Here is a 23,781-nt window from a genome sequence, read left to right on the forward strand (position 1 = left end):
GAGCCCTTCGGAACGCTACTGACAGACACAAATACAATCAAAGTTGACCATTAACAGGGTCTTCGACTCCGCTCAGACTGACAAACAATAAATTTAGCCCTTGAAACCGCTCTGTCCGTAGAGTTAAGCATAGCGTCTCTATGGATACAAGAATAAAATTGAGTTTATAAACTCAATTAAAACGAGTCACAGACTCTTTTCTATTATTGACAGACACATACACGTGAAGAGGACTTGTAATGGAAAGCAGGGCTACAATCCGCCAAGCCCCACTGCCCTTTCATTTCCAAAAATTCAAATAAAACTATCTGTTAACCTCTGAAACCAGCGCTGAATCTATTAAATTCCAACGATAAAGCCGCAATATGTGCCAGTTTTTGCCTTGTAGAATGGTCATCATGATCAGCATCTATTATATTAACATTGGGCACAGCATCACTTTTTAGCACCGCTCCAGTACTGAGGTTACTTACAATCTGGCTAACCAACAACGGGTCGGCCTGTTCGGGTTTATGGTTAAGCGAAAGGTATATAGAAGTAATAATCGCATTGATCTGGTAAATGGTCGATTGTACGCCATACAAACCGTTAAAATCGATATGTTTCCGCATCGGCTCCTGGCTGGCCGACTCAATCGCTTCGCTTAATGCCGATAAACTCAGGTTGGCATTTTTCCGGGCCATGCGTGAGATATTCTCGTCCAGGTTTTCCTTCCTTTCTATCGCCATCTGCAAATAGTGCAAACTGTCTTTTGTGGCTTTGCTTATTTTCTCTTTCAACTGGTGGCTGTCCCAAATTGGGAAAAGATAAGTGGCAAAAATGGCAATTACACAACCCAGCACCGTAAATATAATCCTGTCGTGTACAATATGATCGAAATGCCCTTGGTAACTGCCCAATGTTAAAATTACCGCAGGGGTAATAAACAATACACTTACGGTATAGTTTAAGCGGTTAAAGGCATAAAAACCCAATAGAAAAATCACTGAAAAAGAAAGCAGCAACGTTGGGCTCTTTACAAAATAAATGATGATCAATCCGATTACAACCCCGCCAAGGCTTCCTTTTAACCGCTGTAAGTTCCGTTTCCAGGTAATCGAAAATTTGGGCCGCGCCACAATTACCAGGGTAAGAAAAAGCCAGTAACTGTATTTACTCGGTTCCAACTGCCAGATGAGCAAGAAACCAAACAGAAAACAGATGGCCAGCCGCAGCGAAAACCTAAAGATCGGCGATTTTAAGGTAAGGTGTTCCCTGATCGAAAAGCGATCGCCGGTAACAAATAAGGGATAAGAAATAGATCCGCTCAGTTCTTGTAAGTCTTTTTCAGGCCTGCGCTCGTTACCCCTGATCATTTCGATAATGCGCACAATATCGTTCATGTTCGAAACCACTTTCAATACAATTCTACGCTGGGTTTCGTTTAAACGCTCCATTTCCTGCAACAGCATTACCCGTTTCTGGTAATATTCGATATTGGTGGCCAATTCTCCCTTATAAGCCTTTGCCGATCGAACGTGCCTACCCAATTGTTCAAGCTCTTTGGCCAGTAATCCAATCAAGGTGGCAATCAGTTTCAGGCTCGGGCCTTTTGCCAGCGTTTTGCGTACCAAAACATAATCGTAATGTACGGCATTCAACTGCTCATACAAATCGATCAGTAACCGCGCCCTTTCCAATAGCAATTGACCTTTAGGGTTATCGGGGTTCATGGCGTATTTATCGGTAAGCAGCAGATTCCTGATCAGCTCATGTTTCTGGTTAACCTTAATGTGCAGTTTTATGGCTTCTTTTTGTTGCAGATCGAGCGGAACATCCACATCGTAATTCTTCGCCTTGGCATTCAAAAATACTGCGCTGCTCATCAGGCATTCGAAAATGGCGTGGTGAAGCGAACGGTAAGGGCGGATTAAAATCTGGATTAAACTGATGATATAATACCAAATCCCGCCAAGCAGGATATAACTGCTAAAATACAGCGGTCGCTCCGGGTGAAGCCCCATCACAAAAGTACACACAATCAGTGCCATGGTACCAATCAGGGAGAGTTTCTGCCCATATACGGCAAACATCGAAAAGATGAAAGCGGCAATTACAACAATCACCGCAGTGAGGTAAACATGATCTAAAACTGATGAAACCACCAAGGTAGTGGCAAAAAAGACGATAATGCTTGATAGCGCCGTTTTCAGTTTGTTCAGTCGGTTATCTGGCAAATCGGTCAGGCTGATCAATAAAGCACCAACCCCTATTCCTTTTGCTGCTTCAGGATTGCCCAGGTAAAAGAACAACATAATGGGCAATACCACAGTAATGGTGGTGCGCAGGGCATCAGAAAAGTACTCGCCTAAAAAGAAATACGAAATGGTAGAGCCGATACTGTTTTTGCCCATGAATATGTTAATGAATGCTGATAATTGATAAAAGCTGCAAAGATAACAGATTTATAATGCATGCATAACAAATAGCTACACAAAACCAGATACCGATCTGTTCTTTAGGATTTAGAAGCGTAATTGCGTGTTCATAACTTAATCTTATGTGTTTCTCCGTAGTGACGCTGCGCTGAACACTACGGAGAGGAAGGTACCGATCTGTTCTTTAGGATTTAGAAGAGTAATTGCGTGTTCATAACTTAATCTTATATGTTACTCCGTAGTGACGCTGCGCTGAACACTACGGAGAGAAGAAATTATGCTGTGTCTTATTATTTCCACGCCTGACTGAATACAGCACTTATTGGAGCGATCATGGGAGCAGCCCCGAATTTTTCAGCAAGTTCTTTTTCCACCTTAATTTTTATCTCGTCTATACAGGAAGGATTATGTTTTTTGATCTCCTCATAAACAGGCCCCCACTCTACCAGACCGCATGCAGCTTCTTTTGCGGTTGGACTTACGGAAAAAAGTTTTACTTTTTCAATTGATATTTTTGCAAAGCCGGCATCCTTTAGTAATGGTGTTATAAGCGCTTCATTATTCATCGAGGTTGCAAGATTATGCGATTCGGGCAAGGGCTGTTCTAAATATTTCATTGCAATAGACCTGGCAGAATAAGACGCCGCATTATTCTCCAGCTTATCCCAGGTTGTAAATAAAAACAGGCCACCCGGTTTTAAAACCCGATAAGCCTCTGCAAATGCTTTCGCTTTATCAGGAACAAACATATACCCAAAGCAACAAACAACTAAATCTATACTATTATCGCTAAAAGGAAGTTGCTGGGCATCAATATTTCGCCAGTCAATATCCAGTTGGCCCAATGTCTTTTTGGCTACGGCCAGCATCTCCTCACTAATATCTGAAGCGATTAGCTTTGCTGAGTATGGAATATGCTCCCGAATATGACGGGTAACACGGCCTGTCCCTGCCGCAATTTCGAGCACCACAGAAACCGGGATGGAGTGAATTCGTTTTGCAACTTCTATAGCATAGGGTTCAAAGAATAATGGGCCGAAAAACTGTTCGTAACGAGTAGCAGTATCTCCCGGCAAATCAGCCGAAGGATCTTTTGTCAAAGTATCGTTCATAAACGATTGATTTTATGATTCGTTCAAATACAATAAGTGATATTGTGACCCCTCAGGGGTTCGAACCCTGGACCCACAGATTAAGAGTCTGTTGCTCTACCAACTGAGCTAAGAAGTCTGGTGGATTAAATATAGGATTTGATGGTGATATTAGAAAAATTAACCAAAGTTATTTATACCAATGTGATCGTACGGAAGCTGCAGTTATGTTACGTCTTTTACTTAATTTGGCTTTTAAAAAAATAGGATAAAAAACACTATGAATAATTATATTTCTAGGGGTGGTTGGTTTAGCTTCACACTAGCCAATGGTTGGACAGAATATGATGATGCGGATGATTCTACTTATGCCTTCTGGAATGAGGCAGAGGAATCTTGGACCGGTAATTTTAGGATTACGGCCTTCCAATGGCCAAATGTAACTGACCCCATTGTGGATAAAGCTAGTGAATATATTACTACTGAGGTTTTGGAAAATACAGATGCCCAGAAAATTATCTTAGGTGAGTATGACTGCGCGCATTACAAGAAAGAATTCGAGCAAGAGGGAGATCACCAAGTTATTTATTATTGGATGACGGGAAAACAAAATGATATATTTATCTGCACATTCTCAATTGATAAGAAACAGGAAGCAATGCCGATTAATGCAAGGGAACTAACGTCGGTTCAAAATATGATCGCCAGTATCAAAATCATCTAGAACGATTGATTGACTTTATTTATTTACCACTTTGGCAACTCATTAGCATCAAGACAAAGACAGCATGTACATTCAAGAAATATCAATTGATATAAAGACTAAATTGGATAAAGATGAACTCATCGATGAATTTGGTATACTAATGTCTTGTTTACCTTTCACTCTGGAGAAAAATTCTCTTGACAGAAAATTTAACAACTTCTATGTAAATAGGCAAACAAAAAAAATTGAAGATCTCTGTAATTCCAGACTGAGATATAAAACTATCGGCAAGTCGTATGACAGTTACAAATCTCCTTGCAAATGTAAAAAGTCTCACTTCTATATTCTGATTACAAATTATATCACCATTGAATCTCCGTTGACTTGTGGGGCTTGTAACAAATCAGTACCACTTTATAGATTACCAATTTATTACGATCACGGCTATATGCCAATTTTACGCTGGGAAACGAATTATATTTCCTGCGACAGGTTGCAAATGAATTGTGAAATTGGAGAACGTTGGGCGCTAAATCAGATGCAAGAAATTAAATCCCAACTATCCAAACAAGGACTTGAAATTTGCAGAAAAATCGAAGAACTGACTTCAATCCCAACTTTTTATTATTTACATAATTACAAGAAATATAAAGAAGATCAGCTGACAAGGCCTTGTCCGGGTTGCAATAAGAAATGGAATTTAAAAACACAACTAAACAATCAGTATGATTTTAAATGTGACGAGTGTAAAATAATATCAACAATATCGCCAAACATTTAACAAAAAAACCAGCACGCATGCTTCGAATGAAGAACAAAAGAAAATAAGCTATAGAAAAAAGATGGATCAAATTGAAAATCATTTACAGAGAGCCTGGTCGGACGGAGTTTACAATATAAACATCGAAGATGTTAAAATAGCAATTGAAGAGCTAAAAGAAATGGATGATGAGCACGGAGCAATTTGGGTAAGTGTTATTAAAAATGATGAGAATGTGATCGAAGTCGATAAAGACTTAACGCTCACCATTATTTTCGAAGAACGGGAGCCCATAAATGCAAAACTAAATTCGTGGCAAGAAGTAATTGATCTTTACCAACTTCTACTTAACCAAAAATTTGACGACATCATTAATTTACTTAAATAAAAAAACTCCTATCTCGCGCAAGTCTTTGCGCCTTAGCCTAAGCAAGGCCTGAATATGCTTTTAATAAATTGATACACTAATCTCACTAAAAATCTTAATGAGTTGTGTACGGTAAATGCACAAGTCATCACCCCCACTACCTTGAACGCTAAGACTTGCGCCAGTAATGGATGAAAATGAAAACAAAGAATATCCTATGTTAAATAACCAAATATAGTTGATTATTTCAACTATATTTGGTTATTTTGCAATAGTTGATAAGATCAACTATGTAACACATAAAATATAAATTATGACACCAATTTCATTTGCAGACATCAAGATCAGAACAACACTGAATCCGGGAGACTTAGGATATATCGCCTATATCCATGGGCGCTTATATGCTAAAGAATGTGGTTATGGCCTCAGTTTTGAAGGATATGTGCTCGATGGCCTGAAAGATTTTGCTAAGGAATACGACCAGGAAAAAGATAGGATTTGGATATGCGAACACAACGATAAGATAGTAGGTTGCCTTATTGCGCATCGCCGCAACGAAGCATTACAGTTCCGATACTTTATTTTTCTTCCGGAATATCGTGGACTGGGCCTAGGCAAACATCTTGTGCAACAGTTCATTACTTTCATGAAGGAAAAGGAAATAAAACATGCTTTTTTATGGACTACAGAAGAACAACTTACTGCTGTATCTTTATATACGAAGTATGGATTTCAATTAACTGAAGAAAAAAAATCCAATAGCTTTGATAAGCCTCTTAGAGAATTCCGCTACGATCTTTTATTCAATTAATCGCCAAATCAATTTATTATGGGAGATAAATTAAAAATTGTTGACGAAATCAGAAGTTTTAACCGGTACTACACAAAATTGCTCGGCCTTTTAAATAATCAGTTGCTTAATAGCAAATATTCTCTTACTGAGGCCCGGATACTTTATGAAATACATGCTGGCGAAAAAGTTACGGCAACACAGATCATATCTGAGCTTGGAATTGATAAAGGGCAGTTAAGCAAGATCATGAGGAACCTTGAAAAGTATGGGCTAATCACCCGGAAAGCTTCTGAAACTGATGGAAGAGTTATACTAATTTCACTCTCACCCTCAGGCAAAAAAGTTTATAACGAACTCGATGCCGCATCTAATCAACAAATTAATGATATGATTTCAGTTATACCAGAAGGCAATCAAAAGCAATTAACCGCATGCATGCAGGAGATCAAAATGATACTGATCAATTCTTCTACAGATGACGTTAGAAAACGATCTTAATTTCAATGTAAACGATGAGACAAACTCATCCCTATCTCGCGCAAGTCTTTGCGGTAAATGCACAAGTCATCACCCCACTGCGCTGCACGCTAAGACTTGCGCCAGTAACGCGAGCATTAAGCCAGTTTACCTAAATACAAATATCAATAGTTGCCTATATTTGTTTAAAAACAAAGTATTGATAAAACTATGGTTGAGAACCCTTGGTGTAAAATCCCGCTAGAAGACTATGAACTTCATATGCAACATGATATTGTTGGGCAAGCACAGTTACTCAATAATTTAACACGGAAATATCTTGTAAAACATCATCCAGAGCACATATTGTTTTTAGGCATAAGTGGCGGCAATGGCTTAGCGAACATCAATACTGATAAAGTTAAAAGTATAGTTGGTATCGATATTAATCAAGCATACATTGCGGAGACTGAAAAGCGATTTGGAAATAAGTTGAAGCAGTTACGTCTGCTAAATCTTGATATAAATACTGCTGAGGAATCACTTACCAAAGCAAATCTTGTTTGGGGTGCTTTAATACTTGAATATGTTGATATAGACCGATGTTTCAAATTTATTTCGAACAACACTGCCGCTGATGCTAAGCTTATATTTACCATCCAATCCAACAACGGTATCGAATCCATTAGTCAAACCGGAATCGAATCGTTAAATGCGATAGAAGGTCTATTTAAAGTCGTTGACGCTGATGATTTAATAAGCCAAGCAGCAAATAATGGCTTCAGACTAAATGACCGGGAGGAGAACATTTTACCGAATGGGAAGTCATTTATTACGATTGAGTTTGTAAAGCATTAGCGCGTTAATTGTTTTTATTGGTAAAATAGCTCTTTATATTAATCTCGCTAAGAAACTAAATGAATTGGGTGTGATAAATGCACATTCAATCATCCCAAGCCCCTGCACGCTAAGACTTGCGCCAGTAAGGCTTGTGCTTTCAATACATTATTCTCACTAAAAATCTTAACGAGTAGATACGGTTATACACAAGCCGTTCATCACGTTGCCTTGTACACGAACACTTCCGCCTCAAAGAGGTTAATAATTAGGAGGTAATATCTACAGATTTACTTCGGGCTTTGTTCGGGTACAATTGTAACAACTCTGTCAGAAGTCCGAACCAACTCCGAACCAACCCCGTCTCAACCCTCAATCAGAGATAACGATTTTACCTTTATTTCTCTTCGCCTTTACACTAAAGTAATTCCCTATCAAGCGCAAGTCTTAGCGCGCCTGACTTAAGCAAAGCCGGACTTGTGCTTTCATTAAATCAATAAAATGCCGTACTTTTTATTTTATGCTTAAATCTTTACCTTGTGGCTACTCAATTAACAAATGCCCATTTTGAAACTATTCTCGTTTTTCAACAAACCAAAAAACAAACATACCTATACCTGTTCTTGCTGTGGCCAGGTATATCATGAATTGCCTTTATGTTTTGGCTCAGACTACCCAGATTATTATTTCTCTGTTCCACCAAATGAAATCGCAGAACGAATCGAAATTAACGAAAGTTGGTGTGTGGTTGATAAACAACATTTCTTTCATCGCGGTCGTATAACAATCCCAGTACTTGATTATAGTGAAAATTTAATATTTAATGTGTGGTCATCAATAAGCCCTGACAACTTCAATAAAAGAATGGAATTATGGAAAGCCCCAGATAGAATTACTCAAGAACCATACTTTGGGTGGCTACAAACAATTGTTCCAACTTATGGGGATACGTTAAACATAAAAACAATCGCTGTAGAACAACAAGTTGGTCTAATTCCCGAAATTAAACTGATTGAAGAAGGACATCGTTTGACATTTGATCAGGAAAATGGCATTACCTATAAGAAAGCGGTAGAAATTGTTGACCAAATAATGAGCGCGCAACACCATGCATAATAACACAAAATTGAATGTCCGCTACAGCCTCGTAATTTCGTACATCCGAATCTAAGATTTGACAAAACCACATGATAAACCACACAACCAATAAATATCACATTAACATTTTCGATGATGAAGCATTTACTGAGGGGTCAGTTGATCATGTTAACCATTATGATTTTGTTTATTTTGAAGAATCTAAATATCGCTCTACGTCAATTTATGGAATAAAAGTTTTTCAAGATAACGTATTAATCAAAAGTGCAGTTATAGGCGCTATCGGTGGTGGAACATCAATTCACGAAACATCAGCAATAATAGAAGATGACAGACTTTTACTCTGCTGCTCAGACACCATCTTTTGTTTATCACTTCCTAATTTAGCTTTATTGTGGCGTACGCAAGCTGACGAAGCTACCTGCTTTGAAATTTATAAATATCAGGACACATATATTATTCATGGTGAACTCGAAATTTCACGACTTGACAGGGACGGAAAAATACTTTGGCAACAAGGTGGTGCAGATATTTTCACAACAATTACTGGCGAGCAAAATTTTGAACTATGTGAGCATTTTATTTTGGCCAAAGACTTTGAGAACAGGGTCTATAAATTTGATTATGAGGGGAATGATTTGAGTACAAAACCTAACATCGATACAAGCATGAATAAGTTCAAACAACTTTTTGAAAGGTTAAATAAAAACCGTGATTAACCCATATCCAACTCCGGTTCTGAGATGATGACGGTTTTGTTTTGTAACCCTAAACCTCGGATCTCCGTTTCCTAACTTTTCAAACCCTTATAAAAATATACCCAATAAATGGTATTGTTGCTAAGTAGCCTGATTGGGAAATTTGCCAATAACAAACAATAAAGGCATGAAAATAAACAAACTACTATTAATGGCAGTACTTGTGCAATTGGTTACCACATCAAATTTAATTGCGCAGGTAAAAAAATCAGCAACCAAAACGGCAGTTCCCGTTAAAACCAAATACGGCGCTTTAGCTATAGACCGATCCAATGGTTTTTATTATGGTTTTTCGTTCGATCAGCCAAACCTGGCAGAAGCCGAGAAGAAAGCGGTTGACGAATGCAACAAACGGGGTGGATCTTGTAGCATTGTGCTCACCTATTCGGGTACAGGCTGTGCAGCCTACCGCACCATAAACGGCAATGTTGGTACCGCATTTGGCTGGGGCATAGCAAAAACCAAAGAAGAGGCCGATGCAATAGCTACGAAAGAATGTTTAAAAAGAAGCGGCGGTATACAACCTACCAACTTTGTTTGGAGCTGTAATGTAGCACAGGCGGCGCCGTTAAAAGAAATATACAATGCCTCGCCTGAAATCACAGGTCCGGTAAAAATTGGCAACCAGGTGTGGACAAGCACCAATTTAAACGTGAGCACCTATAGAAACGGCGATCAGATTTATTACGCAGCCAACCAAAAAGAATGGGAAAAAGTGAGTAGAGAAAAAATTCCGGCTTATTGTTACCTTAATTTCGACAGCAGTAATGAAAAGAAATACGGTAAGCTGTATAACTTTTACGCGGTTACCGATCGTCGCGGCTTAGCGCCCGCCGGTTGGCATGTGCCGAGCAGCAATGAATTTTTAACCCTTATTGCGACTTTAGGTGGTGAAAAGCTAGCCGGTAAAAAAATGCGTGGTACTACCGGCTGGGACGTAAAAGATTCGTACAAATTTGCACATGGCAATGGCGATAACTCATCGGGTCTCAATTTATTGACCAATGGTAGTGCAGGTGGAGATGAATATGGAGGTGGTCAGTCTTTTAAGTACGGAGTATGGCTAAGCTACTGGTGGTCGAGCAGTACCAAATCAAGCGGCGACAGCTTTGCCTATTACCTTGACTTTAACAAATACAGCGAACCGCGTGTAACCGATTATAGTAAAACCACGGGTGCCGCGGTAAGGTTAGTAAAAGATTAATTCGCCATATCACAATAATGTTCATGTTTCGAAACCTAAAGGTTTGAAATCGCTCACTCAACCGGGAATAATCAAGATTTCCGGTTGATTTTTTTTAAGGGGCATAACAAACTAAACACCACTTACATCGGTATTTGACCATATAAGGAATTGAAGGGGATATAAGCTGATATCTAACCTAGGGCTTAAATCGCTTATTTTTAATGATTGGATTGCTTCACCTCATTTCAAAATCCCTGCATTTCCGTTCGCAATGACGCGTTGATTTATCAATAAGCCTAGTCTTCAGACTCCGGACTAATCATAATGGCCTACCAAAACCTTTCTTTAACAATTATCAAAACAATTGCCTTTAAAAGGGATTATATAAGTACACCAATAACATTTGATATGAAAACAAAAATAATAATCTTGGTAGCTGCCTTTGGTTTAGCGTTGTCAGCGTGTAGTGGTAAAAAAGCCGATCAGGAAAATGCCGACAGTATGCACAAATACACCGATACGAGCAAGTTGATCGACAGCACAAACACCGATTCAACAGCAGATTCGACCACCAATGCTCCAGCCGATGTTAAACATTAAAGACAATAAACAAACAGCTAGCGCTCATGCCGAAAAGTATGGGCGTTTTTTTAATGATTTACCAAATCCAATCTTTTAATGTTAGGTTTCGGGCCCCAAACCTCCTGACTGCGGATTAATATGCCAACAGATTATTTCCTCCATTTACTGCGTTTTCGAGGCACAATCCATTGTTAATAGCCCTGATGGAAGTGAAACGGACAGCAGGACCGAAGCCAACCTAAGGATCACAGCCGCTGCGCTCCAAAAACCTTCAACTCCAAACCGATCTTCTCCTAGTTTTCTCTTTAGAAATGCAGACTTCGGACCTTCACCCCCTTACCTCCGACTCCAAACTAACCCTTACCCAGTTCTCCAACATACCGATAAGTGTTCACCTGCACTCCTGTGGGCGTAGTTTTCGTACTTACAAAAGCCAGTTCGCGGGGATCGGCAGTGTCTGAAAAGAAGCGTTTGCCTCTGCCCAACAACACTGGATATACCATTAGTACAACCTCGTCAACCAGTCCCTGTTCCAATAGCACAGCAACCACCGTTGAACTTCCATACACAATCAGATCAGGGCCCTCTGTTGATTTAAGCTCACGAATACGCGTTACGATGTCAGTACCTAAATCTTCAACCGGCCCCCAATCGAGGCTTTCTGCTCTGTGGGTAGCCACATATTTTTTGCCATTATTCAAACTGTTCGCCATCGGATTATCGCCTGCCTTTGGCCAGTATTGGGTCCAGCTATCGTAGGTTTTGCGGCCAAGCAGCAGGTCGATGTGAGTGCCCTGAGCTTCCAGTACTGCGGCCAGGCCTTCCGCACTCCGGTAAGGTGTTGTCCATCCGCCATTTGTAAAATCCTCGCTGTTTTCGTGCTGCATCACGCCATCAAGCGAGATGTGTTCCATTATTTTGATCTTTCTCATGTTATTTTCTATTGATTTAATGATGATAAAGTTACAACGGAAGAGTTACGCGTATAAGGGGCAATCATGACAATATAACGGCGTTTTTATGACCATTTGCATTGGGACGTAAGATGATTACCGGAGTATATTACATCTTTCATTTCACCGCTTACACGATCATTATTAGAGTGTTATAACTTATATGGCCTTATATTTCTTATATGGTTAAGTGCTTAGTTGTTTAACAGAAAGCCAATTGGAAATGGTAAAGGATTTGGAAATGAAGGGCTCTGTGCTTTTCGGGCAACGCAGCCCCGCCATTCGCTACAATCTTTTTGTTACTGTTATTCTGAACCTATCGAAGGGGCAACAAAAAGGATTTCCGCTGATGTCGGGTTTATGAAGGAGGGCTTGTAGCTTTTGGCAAGGTTGAATAGCGATTGTTATATTCATATGGCCTTACCGTTTCGATTGATAAATACTGGCATGGATAAAGTCGACCGTAAACTGTCAATTTAAAACTGTAAACTAAAACTCCTAACTTGTGTCAACTAAATTACCAAGCATGCTCATAGATTTGATACCAGTAATTGAAATCGGATATAACAATCAGGAGCTAACTGCACCAGACAAATTTCCCTATTGGGAACATCCTGAAATCTGGAACGTTTATCATCAGGAATGCTTTCGAAAAGCGGGCTTTAAAGATAAACTGACACCTTATTTAAAAGGTTTTCCATTCTATCCACTCTCAGAAATTACCGATAACAATTTAACCAAACTCATCATTGACCATACGCAAGAAATGAGAGACGGAAAATATGAACGACAACAGGCTGCAACATTTTTTGGCGGTTATGTTTTGAATATTGATGGACAAGACAAATATTTTCCTCAATGTTGCGGGGGCCTGGGTGACATCATGTATTGGGATAGACTTTCAACGCTACAAAATACTTATCACGAAGGGCACCCTGCCCCACAAATTAAATTTGAAGGTAAAAATATTGTATTTGATTTTTCGGTTGAAGAATTTGATGAACCCTTTCAACCTACACCACCAGAAATTACGCTATCAATTGACCGACATGAACTCAAAAAAGCAGTTGAAAAAGTTAAAAAAGCACTTCAATTTTTTGAAAAACGCCTTGACAAAATAAACGATTTCGAAAAATTAAACATTGAAAATATTGGCGGACTTTTAATTTGGGGCAATGAGCACGATGAATAAAACAAAGGAGTTTGGATGACTATCCGTCTAGTGCAAGTCTTTGCTCCAAGGCCTATGCAAGGCCTGACTTGAGCTTTTCGTTAAATCAATACATCAATCTCTCTAAAAAGCCTTAACTAGCTAAGTTTCGTGATTGTAGATTCACCTATTTTCTAAGCTCGCATGAAGTTAGAAAATATACGAAAGCTTTTATTTTTATTCTAGAATCTTCTATCTTGTGATCACTAAATTAACCAATATGCTCACTTTTAAGCCGAACTCTTATAAACGCCACACATCTTACCTCATTTTATTCATGGTGTTTTTTTGCAGTTGCACGCAAGCACAAACAACCAGTTCTGATCAAAAACTAACAGGTGATATAAAAAACGATCTTATCAGCCTATTGCCAAGCGGAACGGTTCAGGCAGATATTATAGATAGCGTACGGCAAAACCCAAGACAAATGGAGTTGACAAAAAAGCTTCAATCTTCAATAGCACAAAATTATGAATGGTTTGTAGATTATATGAAAGCCGTACCCCCTGGTGAAAAAATGCCTTATCATGTTAAATTGGGCTTAACAAAAGAAGAATATACGGAACTCCTGGGTTTTATGAACAATATAGAAATGGTTTCAACAGGTACAGAAAACATCTCTGTTCAAATCAAAAATGATGTAATTTATTTTAAATCTCAGAACAAGCTTTCAAAGCTAGATTCGTTGACTATTGACCTTAAAAATAATATGGTATCATTTGGGCAGATCAAAATTCCTTTTGCGGATAAGCTAAATATAACAAGCGATAAAAATGTGCTAAAAAGCAAGTGGATGGGCTATAGCTGGATTTTAGAAGAACCAAATGATTTAGATGCCAATGCATTGAAAGATTTAAATAGTTTAAAAATGAGGCAATATAAATTCACGATAGGTAAACTCGAAAAGAGTGGAAAAACCTACATGAGCCTAAAGGGTAGGGAGATTGAAAACGGGGCAAAAACAATTGATTTCGAATTACCAATCCAATTTTAATTAACCAGTGGCCAAAAAAACTTAAAAAATAGCAGGTATCACTATCTATCATTCATGTGATCTATTGACAAATGAAAACACTACTAAGCATTTCGATATTATTCCTCTTCTTTAGTTGTAAACAGATGGCTAAGAAGCCTGAAGTCAAATGGGAAACAATTGAAGTTGGTGACTACCTTTTTGACTTTCCTCAGGACTTTAAATTAATTAAAGATCAAGGGATTGACTCCTATGTTGGAAGAATTAAAGGAAATGATATCACCTTTGAATTTGATTTTGGGTTTTACTCAAATGACTTTGAACAAACCGTTGATGAATATTTAAAAGAGGGGGATTGGCGAGGTCTCATTGCATTTCAATTTATGAAAGATGGCGTCAATTATGATGACAGAAACATGCCAAATGTCGAAATTATCAATATCCGGCCCGCAACGGCGAAAGATAATTCAAAAAATAAAAAATATGATTTTGTTGCCGAATGTATATACGAAAGCAGCAAATTTGAATACCCGATATCGATTCCAGATGATATCAAAAACCAAAATTTTAGCATTGATACCATCCAAAATGTATACAGAAAGATAGTATTCTCCAGAGACACGAAAAATGGAATTACTGGAATTTACCTGGCAAAAACAGATGGTACTGTAGCACTATCAATGTTTACCAGTAACCTGACGACAGTGCAACAAAAAACCGTATTAAAAATTTTCAAAACAGGTAGGTTAAAAATTCAATAGCAGTAGAGCCCAATCAAGCCTCATAAATCTATCTTTGTCGAGGATCACTTACATTAGTTAATCTTTCATAAGCCCCAGTAAATCGTGAAATCATCTCTAACGCTCCTCATCATTTTTAATCTTACCGCAGCATTATCTTACAGTCAATCTAAACCTGTGCCGATTAATTCCGAAAACACCAAAAAGTCATAATGAAACGACAAACTATACCAGCTAATTATTTAAAAACCATTTGTTGGTTTAACAATTCAATTATAGACTGGGCCGCTGCTGGCAAGCAGTATACGCTTGATGGGAAAACAGATCAATTGGGCGAAAATAGTTTTAATTTTGGCGATAGCGCCATTACATCGGCCGATGGACAATATGCATTTATTTTTCAAAAACTTGGCACAAAGGGGCTCCTACTTAAAAACGGAGCGCTTTTAAGAGAAATAAACCGTTCATATTATTGCGCAGATGTTTATGAATACCCTGCAGCATTCGTAACCTTAAACAGTAAAACATTTTTAATCCACTGTCCATCCGAATATTGCAGGCTTGATTTTGAAGAGGTCGAAACCGGACAAATTATTACCAATAGTGAGGGACGAAATCCCAGTGATTTTTTTCATTCTAGGCTCGAAGTAAGCCCTAACGGCAAATACCTGATGAGTAAGGGTTGGTTTTGGCATCCTTGGGACGCTATCAAAGTATACGACATTGAAAAATGTATTCAAACGCCCAAATTACTCGATGAATCTGAAATTTATCCAAACGTTGGGGTAGAAATCGCTACCGCAAGTTTTATTGACGATCACAAAGTGTTATTGGGTTCTTCTGATGAGGAAGCAATTAATGATGAACTATTGGAAAATCTTCCATCAAAGCATATTGCAATCTGGGACATCAGCTTAAATCAAATTTCTAAACCTTTTAAAATGAATATTGAATTTGGAAATCTTTTTGCCATTAATGATCTGTATGCCTGGGATATATATGGTTTCCCGAAAATTATAAGCCTCAAAACAGGTGAGGTAGTTGACGAAGACAAGAGTTTATCAAGTGGTTTACAGAATTCATCAATCATTCGCAATATTGAAGAACTTCCGAAAGTGGCTTTTAACCAACAGACGAAACAATTGGCAATAACGAACGGAGATCGTATTGAAATTATTGGGCAATAAAAATTGGAATACACGAAAGGATAAATAAAAATCATGAACTTAATACAGACCTTAACATTTTTCACTAATATTCACAATGAGTTGGGACATTGTAATATTTAGCTCCAAGCAAAAAATAAATGCTGTTGAAGAAGTAGACGAAGAGTTACTTGTAGCAATAGATTTTAACATTATTTTAGAAAAGCACTTTACCAATATTATCGCTAGCGAAAATCATAGGGAAATAAAAGGCGAAGGGTACGCTATAAATTATTTTGTTGATACCGAACCTGTAAGCAATAAAGTATTTAGTCTTTATGGTGAGGCCGCACTTTTTGAGTTAATAAGAATTGCTAAAATCTACAACTGGCAAATATTCGATATGGGAAATGGAGAAATGCTAGACCTTGAACATCCTGAAAAAAATGGGCACAGCAATTTCCAAAGTTATTTGCAGCATGTTTTGAAAAATACGGGTAATTAAATCACCTCTAAGATGTGTCCCTATTTCTCTGTCAAAATCAACAACAGTAATTAGGAAAACGTATGCTGCGATGTTACACGAAATAAACCTAATCATCTAAATAAATTTAAAGAACCGAACTAATTTAATAAAGCCACAGCCCCCTTGACAGCATATCCTAAAGAAATAAAATTTATATCCAGTTGGCGAAAATATCAGCAACGTGTGCTTGATCATTTAGATGATTACATCGCAAACCGACATTTACATATTATCGCGCCACCGGGATCGGGGAAAACAGTTTTAGGTTTAGAAGTGGCCATTCGCCTAAACAAGCCGACTTTGATCCTCGCGCCAACCATTGCCATCCGTAACCAATGGATACAGCGTTTTTGTAATCTTTTCCTTCAGGTTGAAGTTATACCCGATTGGATTTCGAAAGATATCAGAAACCCAAAATTTATGACTGTGGTTACTTTCCAGGGGCTCCATGCAGCCTGTAATAATTTGCGTGTGCAGGAAGAAGAAATTGATGAAGAAGACGATGAGGAAGAAACGATAAAATCATCCAATCCTAATCTCGATAATATAGTAAACGGATTAAAATCGCAGAACATTAACACGATTGTAGTGGATGAAGCCCATCACTTAAAAAATGAGTGGTGGCAAACCTTAACCAAGGTAAAAGAAAAACTCGATCCAATCATTGTTGGCTTAACCGCCACACCACCGTACGATGTTACACCAGCCGAATGGTTACGGTATATCGAATTTAATGGCCCGGTTGATGCCGAAATATCAGTACCCGAATTGGTTATTGAGGGCGACTTATGCCCACATCAGGATTATGTGCATTTCACTTTTCCAACAGCAGAAGAGAACCAGAACATCATCAGGTTCAGGGAAAATATCGAACAACTGTTCCATCAAATCAAACTGGATAAAACGATTATTACCGCAATAGAAAACCATCCGATATGGGTACACCCAACCGAAAATCTAGAATGGATATACACCAATCTCTCCTGCTATTCTGCATGTTTAATTTTCTTGAATGCCAATAATAGAGAAATCCATGAACTGCATATAGAAGTAATTGGAGATGAAAAACTAAAAATTCCACAGCTCAATTACCATTGGATGGAGAAGCTTTTGGATTTTTACCTTTATCAAGAAAAAGAACATTTTAAACCTTTCGAAGAACACCGTAGACAACTTGAGAATAAGTTGAGACATTGCGGTGCGATGGAAAAAAGACAGATCAATTTCGCTAACAATAAACGGATTACAAACTTTTTAACTTCGAGCGTAAGCAAACTCAATGGAATTAGCAGCATTGTAGATTTTGAGTTTAAGCACTTAGCCCATAATTTAAGAATGGTTATCCTATCTGATTATATCCGCAAGGAATTCTATATTAATACAAGTGAAAATCAACTCGGATTAACTAAAATGGGCGTGATCCCGATCTTTGAAAAACTAAGACGAGAAAACGCAACCAATAAAAAAATAGGTGTGCTAACCGGTTCGATAGTAATTATACCAAAAACCGCATGTAACGCATTCGAGGCAAAAGCAGTTAAACAGGGTATTACCAAAATCAGCCTATCTCCTGTTCCTTTCGATCATGATTATATCATCATCGAGCAAACAGAACAGGTTAAAAATGATCTGATCCACCTCGTAACCGAAATTTTTGAGGAAGGAGAAATTGAAGTATTAATCGGAACAAAATCTTTACTCGGTGAAGGATGGGATGCTCCAGCCATCAATTCATTAATATTAGCGAGCTTTGTTGGTTCTTTTGTTTCTTCCAATCAGATGCGCGGCAGAGCCATCAGAACACAAAATGGAAATACGGATAAGACCGGAAATATCTGGCATCTGGTTACAATCGATCCCACAGCCAAAACAGGAGGAGATGACTTCGATCTCTTAAAAAGGCGCTTTAAAAGTTTCGTTGGCGTTTCCTTTAAACAGGAGCCGGGTATCGAAAATGGGGTGAACAGATTAAATTTACCCGAAAACATTAGCCAGGTAGCAGAAGCAGAGAAAAAGAATATAGAAATGTTTGCCTATGCTGCCGATAGAGAAAATTTAAAACAACGTTGGAAGTCTGCGCTCGAAGTGGGCGTAAATCTTGTCGAAGAAATTAAAATCCCATTTCAGGAAGAACGAGAATACCAAGAAGTTAAAGCCATGTACCTGAATAAAACAATTGCCAATCTTTTGGCTACTTTGGGCTCGGGTTTGGCTGGGTTCGGACTGCAAAGTCTGGAATTCCTTCTTAGAGGGGGCAGGCATCTCAAATCGGCACATGATCTGTACATTCTGCTGGGCATTATTGGTACTATAGGGATGCTCATATTCGGCCGGTTAACATGCAAAACCCTAACACTTTATATTAAATACCGAGACATTTCAAAAGATATTCACCAAATTGGACAAGCACTTCTGAGTGCATTGGTTAAGGCAGGAGTAATCCAAACCGATACCTCACAAATTTATGTACAAAGTGAGATAGACCAATATGGAGCCGTTTTTTGCCATTTAGAAGGTGGAACCACTTTCGAAAAATCGACTTTTATTAATGCACTACAAGAAGTAATTGCACCTATTGATAATCCACGTTACGTAATTATCAGAAAAAACAAATTTATGCTGTTTGTAAAGCAGAAAGATTATCATGCCGTACCAGAGCTTATTGGAAGAAATAAAAACCTGGCCGAACACTTTAAACATCAGTGGGAATTAGGTGTAGGTGCTTGTGATTTAATATTTACCCGTAGTATAGAAGGCAGAAAATTGATCTTACAATCAAGAATAAAATCATTGGCAGCACAGTTTCAGAGTAAAGTAGAGCATGTAAATAAATGGAGATAAATCAAGAAAAAACAATGACCGAAATTGAAGCAATATTAAACCCTGCATTTTTGCTAAATCTTATTGCGATTGAAACAATTAAACATTATTCTACAATTGATACATCCATTAAAAATGAAGGGATGGAGAGTAAGGTTGAATTAAAAGTAATGTTAATAGAACCCAGAAGCGACGAACATAAATTAAGTGAAAATATCTACGAGCTAATATTAACACATGTTACCAGCTATCAAATCGATTTCCTCCACGAAGATGAAAGGGCATTTGAATTTGATATAGACGAAGTAAAACTAGAAAGAGACAGCAAATCTGAAGACATGTATGTTTTAAGTTTTATAAATGCATCAGTAGATATACATATAAAGTTTAGTGGGTTAGCAATAAAACGATTGATGGGGAATGCAAAGAAATAATATGATGGCCAACTTTCAAATAAAAGATTTTATAGAAACAAACAATATATCCGATACTTTCATCAAATCTTTCAGATCATTATTGGAGCAAAATACTTGTGAAGATTTAGACATTCGCCATAAGAATATTTCAATAGAGACCAGAAACCTCGATTTCGAGCTGCTTAATGGAGATGCGATTGCTTTCAAAAGCCAAATCGATCAAGATGGAAATATAATAGGTTATTACAGATTGGTTTTCGCATTGGATGGGACACTGATAGATGATTTTTTTGTGATTTACTGATATATTAAACACGCAGCCTGCTCCGATTTACCCAGATTAAATTAATATATAAGCACCCCATGAAACCCCCAAAAATTGTTTTTGCCTTTATCATTTGGCTATTACTTATTTTTATCTGGTATAAAACGGGTAGAAGCCGAAAAACTGAAGATGACAAGCTATTAAAGAACAACATTGAATTTACAGGCACCCTAAAATCTGTAAAGGTGTCCCAAAATCATTGTTTTGCAATAATCTCAATTGACAATGTAAAAAGTAATGTTGCATCTTTTAATCCTGACTTAAAAGACCGGTATTTCCCATATGCGATAAAGAATGGCCGGGCGGAAATTTATACTTTACTATGTGAAGGAAAAATTAAAGAAATTGGGAGCGATGTAAAATTAAACTCCAATCAAAGAAAATTAATCCTTGAGATAGACCATAAACCTTACGAATTTGAAATTTGGATTACCTCAGAAAGACCAAATATCCAATTCATTAAGGAAAATACAACGCTTTGAATAGATTGTATATAAAGCACTTTTGTTTTTAGCTTCAATAAAAAATAAATATGGATATTCGATTACTGGTTTTACGAACTGTAGACACAAAACTTCTAGCCGATTTTTACAGTTTACTTGGAATTCAATTTCAATATCACAAACATGACAATTCACCGTATCATTATTCGGCTACAATTGGGGTAACTGTTCTTGAAATTTATCCATTGGCGAAAAACCAAATTGAAGCAGACAGGAACTTAAGGTTAGGTTTTGGTATAGAAAATTTTGATCAGGTGATGATAACGTTAAAAACATTACAAGTTGATTTTTCACAAGAACCAACCCAAACAGAATTTGGTTTTATAGCCATTATAATTGACCCCGATGGAAGAAAAATTGAACTATATAAAAACAGTTAATAGGTCTTGTTTAAAGAAAAGTTTAACATACTCCCCTTTTCAGAAAACAACCTTATTGCTTTAACAACATTTGTCAAAGAAGTTGATGCTACCGTTTTAGCTTATCCAAAAAAATGTTACCCAAAGGAACAATGGATAACAGAGGACAAATGGGTATTTATTGGATAAACTGTTTGGTTGAAGGAAATGACTAAAAGAGGTTTAAATATAAATTATGATCAAACACATACTAATTGCTATAGTTGCCCTAACTACTTTAACAGTTAAAGCACAGAACAAAATGCAACCCGTTAATGAACTCATCAATACCACCAATCCGGGCTGGCCTATGGTAAAAGATTGGATTGAATCTGCAAAAAACAAAGTCGAAATTTTAACAGTTGATACTGCAAAAGCAAAAGATGCCTTGTTTAAGACACAGGTAACCACACGTTCGCCAATGGGTTCGGTAGTTTATATGACTGGTGGAATTTTGGTTGATGATGGCTGGATCAGAATTCTTGGTTCGGGCAATCCAAAACTAAACCGTACACTACCTGATTGGAACAAAGGAAAATCAATAGAGAAATTTGGGGACGCATCGCCCTTCCTATTAGTTGCAGATGATGCAATTGGTGGTTTTTACCTTTTAAATGGTGGTGGCCTCGGTAAAGACCTGGGAAAAATATACTATTTTTCTCCAGATAATTTAACTTACGAGCCACTTGATCTTACTTATTCGGATTTCTTACAGTTTTGTTTCAACAACGATTTAGACAAATTTTATAAAGGCAAAAGGTGGACAAAATGGAAAGATGAAGTTTCAAAATTACAGGGAGATAAAGTATATAGTTTTTATCCATACCTCTGGTCAAAAGAAGGCAAAAACATAAACAAAAACACGAGAAAGATAATATCAATTGAAGAACAGTACAATTTAAATCTCGACACACGTAAACAGCTAGGACTCGATAAATAAAGCTTTTGCTTCTGCGCTAATCATCTTAAATCTGCGGGAGAAAATTAACGACAATTTTCCCGCAGATCCCATTCTAGCGCAAGTCTTAGCGCCCCGACCCAAGCAAGGCCAGACTTGTGCTTTAAAAGTCTCAAATGAATCTATCTAAATTTCGGAAAGCATAAGTTCACAATGTCCTTTATACAAGACCGAAGCCAGTAGCGCCATCCCTTCTTGTCCTAGTTGCACTAAAGTTTAAAAATTCTTTATCTTGTTGCCACCAAATTATACGAGATCTTAAAAACATGAAATCAAAATTGACTTTGTTTCCAGCCATTCTATTAGCAACATTTTTAATAAGCTTTACCAGTACAAATGAAATTACACCATGTTATATTTCATTTAAAACGGCAACGAACCTTACTGCTGCCAGTGCAGACAGATTGCCAGAAAGTCCAGAAAAGGTAAGGATTGTACCAACGGCTGCCGGACAAGTTCAAGTAACCAGATTAGACGGTTATAGAGTTTTGTACAACAACAAAAAGAACGCTCCATTCGTAAACTTGAAAGTTGAACTTTCCGAACAAAAAGCATATAACCAAGACAAAAAGAACCTGATTGATAATCTGAAATTTTTAAACTCACATACAACGGGTATGGAAACTAAAGATTTGATCGAACTTGAGTTTAATGGCTTTAAAGTTTACGGACTTAGTAGAGCAACGATAGAAACAGGCAGCACCTTAGGAACATTTATTATGTTTCCAGGAAACGGTGTAACGGTTTACTTCTACTTTAACAATATGAAAGCTGAATACAGAAATTTTGAAAACTTGGATGACTATAAAAAGCAGCGCAACAGCTTTATGAATGAGTACACTAAATACTTAAAAACCTGCAAGGACAAATAAATGTGATTATAAAAAACTAATATGATTTTGTGACCTTAAATCTCACTCAACGCAAATTACGTTAAATCTGCGGGAGAAAATTACGAAAGGGTTCTCCCGGAGATCAAACTGATATACGCTGATTTTTCTTTGTAAATTGTCAGACTGAGCGTAGTCGAAGATCAGTCAACTCTGTGTCCTCTGTGCCTTCTTTTCGTGTACGTTGTGATTAAAACAGCCACGGAAACACAGAAAGCACGGAAACATTAAGATTAGCCTCACTGAACACCACGTGATTCTCTCCTACTCAGGAATAACGTTCGCATTAGCTTCTGCGCTAATCATCTTAAATCTGAGGGAGAAAATTAACGATAAGTTTCCCGCAGATCACACTGATTTTTCTTTATAAATTATCAGTCTTAGCGTAGTCCAAGACCACCCAACTTTGAGCCCTCTGCGCCTTCTCTCTTGATCTTTGCGGTTAAAACTCGATTATTCCATTAACTTCTGCTTAATGCCTTCAGTAAGTTTTTTCACTTTCATATAGCCTGCCAATGAGCTGTTCCGTTTATCAAAGTCGATCACTAACCAGCCCTTTTTGGCTTTAAGGTTAAACTTATCGCTGCCATTTAAATTCACAAACAGATCGATATTCTGATCCAATGGCAGTTCATTATTCAAGGCGCTATCCAGGTATTTTTCCAGCTTGCCTGTTTTATCTTCGGCATACTTTGCTTCAAATTTGAAACTAGTATCATTATCCGTAGCATTTATTGATAAATAACCGCCACTATTATGGCATCCGTAAGCTAAAGCGGCAAATAAAATTGCGATACTGTATATTATATTTTTCATGTTACTATTAAATTGTAATTGTTAAAAATTGTCATCCTGAGCTTGTCGAAGGAC

At 37.7% G+C, this 23,781-nt stretch carries 26 protein-coding genes and 1 tRNA gene; 22 read left to right on the forward strand and 5 right to left on the reverse strand.

From position 1 onward, the window contains the following. Positions 1 to 311: 311 nt before the first annotated feature. The 3 genes from ASU31_RS10220 to ASU31_RS10230 all read right to left on the reverse strand — a co-directional run bounded on the left by ASU31_RS10220 (position 312) and on the right by ASU31_RS10230 (position 3,647). On the reverse strand, positions 312 to 2,393 hold the full coding sequence (locus ASU31_RS10220; protein WP_057932211.1) for an FUSC family protein: 2,082 nt from the start codon (positions 2,391 to 2,393) through the stop codon (positions 312 to 314). Between the two features lie 314 nt (positions 2,394 to 2,707). After that, positions 2,708 to 3,529: a class I SAM-dependent methyltransferase gene (locus tag ASU31_RS10225; RefSeq protein ID WP_057932212.1), complete on the reverse strand. Its 822-nt coding sequence runs from the start codon at positions 3,527 to 3,529 to the stop codon at positions 2,708 to 2,710. 45 nt (positions 3,530 to 3,574) lie between these two features. Then, a tRNA-Lys gene (locus ASU31_RS10230) sits at positions 3,575 to 3,647 on the reverse strand. A 141-nt stretch (positions 3,648 to 3,788) separates the two neighbouring features. Between ASU31_RS10230 and ASU31_RS10235 the strand changes: the two genes are divergently transcribed. The 10 genes from ASU31_RS10235 to ASU31_RS10280 all read left to right on the forward strand — a co-directional run bounded on the left by ASU31_RS10235 (position 3,789) and on the right by ASU31_RS10280 (position 11,072). Further along, a complete protein-coding gene (locus tag ASU31_RS10235) occupies positions 3,789 to 4,232 on the forward strand; it encodes a DUF3805 domain-containing protein (protein ID WP_057932213.1) in 444 nt (147 codons plus the stop codon). 64 nt (positions 4,233 to 4,296) lie between these two features. Continuing rightward, positions 4,297 to 4,995: a DUF2310 family Zn-ribbon-containing protein gene (locus tag ASU31_RS10240; RefSeq protein WP_057932214.1), complete on the forward strand. Its 699-nt coding sequence runs from the start codon at positions 4,297 to 4,299 to the stop codon at positions 4,993 to 4,995. Positions 4,996 to 5,056: 61 nt separating this feature from the next. After that, positions 5,057 to 5,362, forward strand: coding sequence for a hypothetical protein (locus ASU31_RS10245; protein ID WP_057932215.1), 306 nt, complete (start codon positions 5,057 to 5,059; stop codon positions 5,360 to 5,362). Positions 5,363 to 5,654: 292 nt separating this feature from the next. Beyond that, on the forward strand, positions 5,655 to 6,155 hold the full coding sequence (locus tag ASU31_RS10250; RefSeq protein ID WP_057932216.1) for a GNAT family N-acetyltransferase: 501 nt from the start codon (positions 5,655 to 5,657) through the stop codon (positions 6,153 to 6,155). An 18-nt stretch (positions 6,156 to 6,173) separates the two neighbouring features. Further along, complete coding sequence (locus ASU31_RS10255; RefSeq protein WP_057932217.1) at positions 6,174 to 6,635, forward strand: MarR family winged helix-turn-helix transcriptional regulator; 462 nt, start codon at positions 6,174 to 6,176, stop codon at positions 6,633 to 6,635. Positions 6,636 to 6,824: 189 nt separating this feature from the next. Beyond that, positions 6,825 to 7,451: a class I SAM-dependent methyltransferase gene (locus ASU31_RS10260; protein WP_057932218.1), complete on the forward strand. Its 627-nt coding sequence runs from the start codon at positions 6,825 to 6,827 to the stop codon at positions 7,449 to 7,451. Positions 7,452 to 7,988: 537 nt separating this feature from the next. After that, positions 7,989 to 8,546 (forward strand): DUF2199 domain-containing protein, encoded by a 558-nt coding sequence (locus ASU31_RS10265; RefSeq protein WP_057932219.1) that lies wholly within the window; start codon positions 7,989 to 7,991, stop codon positions 8,544 to 8,546. Positions 8,547 to 8,617: 71 nt separating this feature from the next. Then, entirely contained in the window at positions 8,618 to 9,247 is a 630-nt protein-coding gene (locus ASU31_RS27835) for a hypothetical protein (RefSeq protein WP_057932220.1), read from the forward strand. A gap of 166 nt (positions 9,248 to 9,413) precedes the next feature. Further along, positions 9,414 to 10,490: an FISUMP domain-containing protein gene (locus tag ASU31_RS10275; RefSeq protein ID WP_057932221.1), complete on the forward strand. Its 1,077-nt coding sequence runs from the start codon at positions 9,414 to 9,416 to the stop codon at positions 10,488 to 10,490. A gap of 390 nt (positions 10,491 to 10,880) precedes the next feature. Next, positions 10,881 to 11,072 carry a hypothetical protein gene (locus ASU31_RS10280; RefSeq protein WP_157257960.1) on the forward strand — a complete coding sequence of 64 codons (192 nt, stop codon included), beginning with the start codon at positions 10,881 to 10,883 and terminating at the stop codon, positions 11,070 to 11,072. A 335-nt stretch (positions 11,073 to 11,407) separates the two neighbouring features. On the opposite strand, the gene ASU31_RS10285 is transcribed toward ASU31_RS10280, so the two are convergent. Then, complete coding sequence (locus tag ASU31_RS10285) at positions 11,408 to 11,986, reverse strand: dihydrofolate reductase family protein (RefSeq protein ID WP_057932223.1); 579 nt, start codon at positions 11,984 to 11,986, stop codon at positions 11,408 to 11,410. 547 nt (positions 11,987 to 12,533) lie between these two features. Here ASU31_RS10285 and ASU31_RS10290 point away from each other — a divergent pair. From ASU31_RS10290 to ASU31_RS10345, 12 genes are all read left to right on the forward strand, one after another. Beyond that, the gene (locus ASU31_RS10290; protein ID WP_057932224.1) at positions 12,534 to 13,199 is read left to right on the forward strand and encodes a hypothetical protein; all 666 of its coding nucleotides are present in this window, start codon (positions 12,534 to 12,536) and stop codon (positions 13,197 to 13,199) included. Positions 13,200 to 13,437: 238 nt separating this feature from the next. Continuing rightward, positions 13,438 to 14,211: a hypothetical protein gene (locus ASU31_RS10295; protein ID WP_157257961.1), complete on the forward strand. Its 774-nt coding sequence runs from the start codon at positions 13,438 to 13,440 to the stop codon at positions 14,209 to 14,211. A 125-nt stretch (positions 14,212 to 14,336) separates the two neighbouring features. Next, positions 14,337 to 14,951 carry a hypothetical protein gene (locus ASU31_RS10300; RefSeq protein ID WP_057932226.1) on the forward strand — a complete coding sequence of 205 codons (615 nt, stop codon included), beginning with the start codon at positions 14,337 to 14,339 and terminating at the stop codon, positions 14,949 to 14,951. Between the two features lie 191 nt (positions 14,952 to 15,142). After that, on the forward strand, positions 15,143 to 16,117 hold the full coding sequence (locus tag ASU31_RS10305) for a hypothetical protein (protein ID WP_057932227.1): 975 nt from the start codon (positions 15,143 to 15,145) through the stop codon (positions 16,115 to 16,117). A gap of 76 nt (positions 16,118 to 16,193) precedes the next feature. Further along, a complete protein-coding gene (locus ASU31_RS10310; protein ID WP_057932228.1) occupies positions 16,194 to 16,580 on the forward strand; it encodes a hypothetical protein in 387 nt (128 codons plus the stop codon). Between the two features lie 144 nt (positions 16,581 to 16,724). After that, complete coding sequence (locus tag ASU31_RS10315; RefSeq protein ID WP_057932229.1) at positions 16,725 to 19,442, forward strand: DEAD/DEAH box helicase family protein; 2,718 nt, start codon at positions 16,725 to 16,727, stop codon at positions 19,440 to 19,442. Beyond that, on the forward strand, positions 19,433 to 19,855 hold the full coding sequence (locus ASU31_RS10320) for a hypothetical protein (RefSeq protein ID WP_057932230.1): 423 nt from the start codon (positions 19,433 to 19,435) through the stop codon (positions 19,853 to 19,855). The genes ASU31_RS10315 and ASU31_RS10320 overlap by 10 nt, the downstream gene beginning before the upstream one ends. Then, complete coding sequence (locus tag ASU31_RS10325) at positions 19,842 to 20,141, forward strand: hypothetical protein (protein WP_057932231.1); 300 nt, start codon at positions 19,842 to 19,844, stop codon at positions 20,139 to 20,141. The genes ASU31_RS10320 and ASU31_RS10325 overlap by 14 nt, the downstream gene beginning before the upstream one ends. A 59-nt stretch (positions 20,142 to 20,200) precedes the next feature. Continuing rightward, positions 20,201 to 20,644 (forward strand): hypothetical protein, encoded by a 444-nt coding sequence (locus tag ASU31_RS10330; RefSeq protein WP_057932232.1) that lies wholly within the window; start codon positions 20,201 to 20,203, stop codon positions 20,642 to 20,644. A 50-nt stretch (positions 20,645 to 20,694) separates the two neighbouring features. Beyond that, positions 20,695 to 21,045 carry a VOC family protein gene (locus ASU31_RS10335; RefSeq protein WP_057932233.1) on the forward strand — a complete coding sequence of 117 codons (351 nt, stop codon included), beginning with the start codon at positions 20,695 to 20,697 and terminating at the stop codon, positions 21,043 to 21,045. A gap of 214 nt (positions 21,046 to 21,259) precedes the next feature. Then, positions 21,260 to 22,003 carry a DUF2625 domain-containing protein gene (locus ASU31_RS10340; protein WP_209434980.1) on the forward strand — a complete coding sequence of 248 codons (744 nt, stop codon included), beginning with the start codon at positions 21,260 to 21,262 and terminating at the stop codon, positions 22,001 to 22,003. 284 nt (positions 22,004 to 22,287) lie between these two features. Then, positions 22,288 to 22,893: a hypothetical protein gene (locus tag ASU31_RS10345; protein ID WP_057932234.1), complete on the forward strand. Its 606-nt coding sequence runs from the start codon at positions 22,288 to 22,290 to the stop codon at positions 22,891 to 22,893. Between the two features lie 471 nt (positions 22,894 to 23,364). On the opposite strand, the gene ASU31_RS10350 is transcribed toward ASU31_RS10345, so the two are convergent. Then, positions 23,365 to 23,727: a hypothetical protein gene (locus ASU31_RS10350; protein WP_057932235.1), complete on the reverse strand. Its 363-nt coding sequence runs from the start codon at positions 23,725 to 23,727 to the stop codon at positions 23,365 to 23,367. Between the last annotated feature and the right edge of the window lie 54 nt (positions 23,728 to 23,781).

Source organism: Pedobacter ginsenosidimutans (assembly GCF_001442625.1).
GTDB lineage: Bacteria > Bacteroidota > Bacteroidia > Sphingobacteriales > Sphingobacteriaceae > Pedobacter > Pedobacter ginsenosidimutans.

What these genes read in the sequence shown, in the direction of transcription:
- ASU31_RS10275 (WP_057932221.1), top strand. Translation starts at nt 9,414, where the DNA reads ATGAAAATAAACAAACTACTATTAATGGCAGTACTTGTGCAATTGGTT.
- ASU31_RS10235 (WP_057932213.1), top strand. Translation starts at nt 3,789, where the DNA reads ATGAATAATTATATTTCTAGGGGTGGTTGGTTTAGCTTCACACTAGCC.
- ASU31_RS10285 (WP_057932223.1), bottom strand. Translation starts at nt 11,986, where the DNA reads ATGAGAAAGATCAAAATAATGGAACACATCTCGCTTGATGGCGTGATG.
- ASU31_RS10225 (WP_057932212.1), bottom strand. Translation starts at nt 3,529, where the DNA reads ATGAACGATACTTTGACAAAAGATCCTTCGGCTGATTTGCCGGGAGAT.
- ASU31_RS10335 (WP_057932233.1), top strand. Translation starts at nt 20,695, where the DNA reads ATGGATATTCGATTACTGGTTTTACGAACTGTAGACACAAAACTTCTA.
- ASU31_RS10250 (WP_057932216.1), top strand. Translation starts at nt 5,655, where the DNA reads ATGACACCAATTTCATTTGCAGACATCAAGATCAGAACAACACTGAAT.
- ASU31_RS10320 (WP_057932230.1), top strand. Translation starts at nt 19,433, where the DNA reads ATGGAGATAAATCAAGAAAAAACAATGACCGAAATTGAAGCAATATTA.
- ASU31_RS10305 (WP_057932227.1), top strand. Translation starts at nt 15,143, where the DNA reads ATGAAACGACAAACTATACCAGCTAATTATTTAAAAACCATTTGTTGG.
- ASU31_RS10340 (WP_209434980.1), top strand. Translation starts at nt 21,260, where the DNA reads ATGATCAAACACATACTAATTGCTATAGTTGCCCTAACTACTTTAACA.
- ASU31_RS10310 (WP_057932228.1), top strand. Translation starts at nt 16,194, where the DNA reads ATGAGTTGGGACATTGTAATATTTAGCTCCAAGCAAAAAATAAATGCT.
- ASU31_RS27835 (WP_057932220.1), top strand. Translation starts at nt 8,618, where the DNA reads ATGATAAACCACACAACCAATAAATATCACATTAACATTTTCGATGAT.
- ASU31_RS10220 (WP_057932211.1), bottom strand. Translation starts at nt 2,393, where the DNA reads ATGGGCAAAAACAGTATCGGCTCTACCATTTCGTATTTCTTTTTAGGC.
- ASU31_RS10350 (WP_057932235.1), bottom strand. Translation starts at nt 23,727, where the DNA reads ATGAAAAATATAATATACAGTATCGCAATTTTATTTGCCGCTTTAGCT.
- ASU31_RS10265 (WP_057932219.1), top strand. Translation starts at nt 7,989, where the DNA reads ATGCCCATTTTGAAACTATTCTCGTTTTTCAACAAACCAAAAAACAAA.
- ASU31_RS10300 (WP_057932226.1), top strand. Translation starts at nt 14,337, where the DNA reads ATGGCTAAGAAGCCTGAAGTCAAATGGGAAACAATTGAAGTTGGTGAC.
- ASU31_RS10255 (WP_057932217.1), top strand. Translation starts at nt 6,174, where the DNA reads ATGGGAGATAAATTAAAAATTGTTGACGAAATCAGAAGTTTTAACCGG.
- ASU31_RS10325 (WP_057932231.1), top strand. Translation starts at nt 19,842, where the DNA reads ATGCAAAGAAATAATATGATGGCCAACTTTCAAATAAAAGATTTTATA.
- ASU31_RS10345 (WP_057932234.1), top strand. Translation starts at nt 22,288, where the DNA reads ATGAAATCAAAATTGACTTTGTTTCCAGCCATTCTATTAGCAACATTT.
- ASU31_RS10280 (WP_157257960.1), top strand. Translation starts at nt 10,881, where the DNA reads ATGAAAACAAAAATAATAATCTTGGTAGCTGCCTTTGGTTTAGCGTTG.
- ASU31_RS10295 (WP_157257961.1), top strand. Translation starts at nt 13,438, where the DNA reads ATGCTCACTTTTAAGCCGAACTCTTATAAACGCCACACATCTTACCTC.
- ASU31_RS10290 (WP_057932224.1), top strand. Translation starts at nt 12,534, where the DNA reads ATGCTCATAGATTTGATACCAGTAATTGAAATCGGATATAACAATCAG.
- ASU31_RS10330 (WP_057932232.1), top strand. Translation starts at nt 20,201, where the DNA reads ATGAAACCCCCAAAAATTGTTTTTGCCTTTATCATTTGGCTATTACTT.
- ASU31_RS10240 (WP_057932214.1), top strand. Translation starts at nt 4,297, where the DNA reads ATGTACATTCAAGAAATATCAATTGATATAAAGACTAAATTGGATAAA.
- ASU31_RS10245 (WP_057932215.1), top strand. Translation starts at nt 5,057, where the DNA reads ATGGATCAAATTGAAAATCATTTACAGAGAGCCTGGTCGGACGGAGTT.
- ASU31_RS10260 (WP_057932218.1), top strand. Translation starts at nt 6,825, where the DNA reads ATGGTTGAGAACCCTTGGTGTAAAATCCCGCTAGAAGACTATGAACTT.